This is a genomic window from Tunicatimonas sp., from assembly GCF_049647865.1.
Classification (GTDB): domain Bacteria; phylum Bacteroidota; class Bacteroidia; order Cytophagales; family Cyclobacteriaceae; genus Tunicatimonas.
The window spans coordinates 1-3,040 of the sequence record NZ_JBARYM010000868.1 but is presented as its reverse complement, the minus strand read 5'-3'; the positions used below and the strand labels follow the sequence as shown (position 1 = coordinate 3,040).

Genomic DNA, 3,040 nt, shown 5'->3' with positions numbered 1-3,040 from the left:
GCTTGAAAAGCTTCACTGCGGTGTATGGGAGCATTATCCAATGAAATGGGAGTGGGGTGCGGTATCCCATTTAATATGATAGTTTCAGAAGTATACAATGAGTCAAAAGAAGCTCTCTCAACTACAGTAAAGCTAAAATTATCGGGGGTATAGTCGTCAGTGGTAATTTCAAAATTAGCTCTAACCCCATTTATATCTAATGTAGCTGAGGTGGGGTTAGAATATTCTGAGCTAGATGGTAATTTTAATGCTATTTGGTCTCCATCGCTAACTTTTACCGAGCCGGTTAAGGCTGGATTACCATTTTTTATAATAATGCCACTATTGGTTGTCGCCTCAATTGGATAAGGTAATCCGCTAATCGTTATGGTATCAGAAGTGTACAATGAATCTACAGCAACATCTACCAACGGTGAAAAACTAAAGACATTGGGAAGATAATCATCAGTGACCGTACTAAAGTTTCGAGATAGTGAGCCAATAGTTACAGTAGCCATAGTCGTATCAGCAAACTGACTACTAGAAACTAAGCCTATTTGTAGCTTATCACCATTTTTTATCTCGATCGCAGTATCAGCTAAAATATTACCATTCACTATTAACCACCCATTAGATATCGTAGTGACTGCTATCCCACCTTCTTTTAACCCAGCAATGGTAATTGCATTTGAGGTAATCGTATCATTGACGGCCACATCTACCTGAGTTTCAAAAGAAAAATCTTCGGGCGTATCGTCCTCATCTTTGTTTAGAATGCCATCGCCGTCGCTGTCAATGTATTGCTCGAAGTTAGGAATTGTGGCTTCAATGCCCATTTCCGCGTAGCGATCTTCCAGGTTCTGCCGGATCTGAGGTAAATCCAGTGCTTTCGCCTGCTCTTTCAGCTTGGTTTGAATGACATCGCTATTGAGTGTACCATCTTCCCGCAAGTCAGTTATGAAGTTGGCCGAGAGTTCCGAGAGTTCGGCGACACTGCCATTACCTTGCAAAATGGCTGAGACCGCCAGTAAGATTGCGTTTTGATCTCCTTCCTGCGAAATATCCAGTTGTTCAGAGTAGCCGATGCTATCTTGAGCAATACCAAAAGCCGTTAAAATTTCCTGTTGAGCCTGCGCTTTAGCCGTTGTAAAATATAGTTCTTCTTCCTGCATCAGGTAGATGACCCGGTTACGCTCCAAATGCGAGATTAGGTTTACGTTTACGCTGTTGACATCTGATACATCTGCCAGAGCAAACAGCGTAAGCTGAGCCGCTGACTTTTCACCTTTTACTTCATCAAAGTAGAAACCTTCGGCCTGCAATTGTACAAATTCTGATTCCAACTCAATATCTTTCAGACTAAACGCCCCCCGGTTATCGGCAATTTGAGTGGTGAAGTTTTTACCCGTCGCCACCAGGTTGCCGTCCAACTCAGACAGAGTGATAGCGGTACCGTTGATAAAGGGCCCCTTCTGTACATAGCCCTGTAGATCAATAGCTGAAGTTACGGGTGGGGTAATGGGTTCTTCGTCTTCTTGGCAACCTAGAAATAGTATAATAAAACTAAGTGCGAGGGTAGATAATAACTTATTCATAAAATCAGTAATCTTATTCTAAAAGACAAAATTACCAACTAATATAATAAAACTAAAATAATTAATAGTTAAATTAAAAGAAGAATTTAATATAAATTATACAAAAATATTTATTTATGAGCTTCTTCGTAATGAGTTTTGAGTGCATCTTTTCCCCAGTCGTTTTTCAAATCCCGGATGACAGTATGGATGTGATTAGCGTTGTTTTGAGTGTTATCGTATTCAATGACGAAGGTTGACCCTTGCAGACGATAATAATGTGGATCACCTTTTTCCAATCCACCAGCCCAGGCAAAATAGATATTTTCTAGTCCAGCTTTCTGAATATCTTGCAGGGCTTTCTCAGCTACCTCTGCCCGATGTACGCTGTAGTACACTTTGAGTAGTTGCATTAGTTGATCTTGTTGTTCAGAACTCATTTGGGCGTACGCTAAACCTTCCGAATTGCCAATCTGCGCCTGAATCTCAGTACCGGTAATAATATCAGGGTAGGCTTCTTCGGCAATTAAAGCGACTTTAAGCTGGTCTTGATTCAGCGACTTTACCAGAGCACTGGCAACATCTTCTTCTGGCTGAAGTACTCGCCAGCCTTTTTTAGGTCCGCGGGGGACATTAGCTGGATTCGAACCAAAAAATGTAGGAGTGGCCGAGACAATTTCATTTGAAAGGGAAGAGAAATTGAGGGAAAGGTGGTGTCCTTCCAGTCGCCAACCCCAAGCCTCTCCCGGTTGCAGATTACCGAAAACAGTGAAATAATAGTTATTGGGATCGCGGTACGTATCATTGGCCGGACGGTTTTCTACCATTCTAAGCATGTTTTCCAACTCCATTACATCTTTAGCTTTTTGATAGCCCGCTTGACTTAACGAGGCGCGGAGTAAATGCATCGCTGCCTGTTGCTGGTCTTCTCCCATTGCTTTCAGTGGTAGCCCGTTCCGATCTCGTGGAATAAAGTGCCAGTTATAGCGTTCACTGTCTTCAAAGTCATATATCAATTGGGGCTGATTGTGGTTTAACGTCTGATAGAACTGCTGAGCAACTTCAATTAAAGTAGCTTTAGAGCGTTTATTTTGCTGAGCAGTTGCTGTAGTTAAGGCTCCGCTTAGTACAAATAATAAGAAGAAAGTAATAGACCGTTTCATCAGGTAGTTGTTTATATTAGTATTAAGGTACGATTATTTCAGATTTTTTTGATAATTTCTCATTCTAACTATCACCCTATGAATCAAGAAAGTATAGCCCATTATCGCCAAGAGTGTGAGCAGCATCTAACTGAAGAATTACTTCCTTTTTGGCTTGACCGATGTTTAGATGAGCAATACGGTGGATTCATTACCCATTTTGACGAAGATGGAAATGATTCGGGCACGGATGAAAAATCGCTAATTGCCCAACCTCGCTGCGTGTACACCTTTGCCTCAGCTCACCGGGCGGGCTACGGCGATGGTAAGGGCTTAGACTACGCT

The 3,040-nt window shown here is 41.8% G+C and carries 2 protein-coding genes and 1 pseudogene; 1 reads left to right on the top strand and 2 read right to left on the bottom strand.

Annotated features, from left to right (window positions below; genetic code table 11):
* Together WBA23_RS24970 and WBA23_RS24965 are read right to left on the bottom strand one after the other, a co-directional pair.
* Positions 1-1,574, bottom strand: a 1,574-nt coding sequence (locus tag WBA23_RS24970) for a hypothetical protein (protein ID WP_424585000.1), incomplete at its 3' end; no start/stop codon positions are given.
* Between the two features lie 110 nt (positions 1,575-1,684).
* Positions 1,685-2,716: a DUF3500 domain-containing protein gene (locus WBA23_RS24965; protein ID WP_424584999.1), complete on the bottom strand. Its 1,032-nt coding sequence runs from the start codon at positions 2,714-2,716 to the stop codon at positions 1,685-1,687.
* 78 nt (positions 2,717-2,794) lie between these two features.
* On the opposite strand from WBA23_RS24965, the pseudogene WBA23_RS24960 reads away from it, so the two are divergent.
* Positions 2,795-3,040, top strand: a pseudogene (locus WBA23_RS24960) (AGE family epimerase/isomerase); the annotation flags it as partial.

What these genes read in the sequence shown, in the direction of transcription:
- WBA23_RS24965 (WP_424584999.1), bottom strand. Translation starts at nt 2,716, where the DNA reads ATGAAACGGTCTATTACTTTCTTCTTATTATTTGTACTAAGCGGAGCC.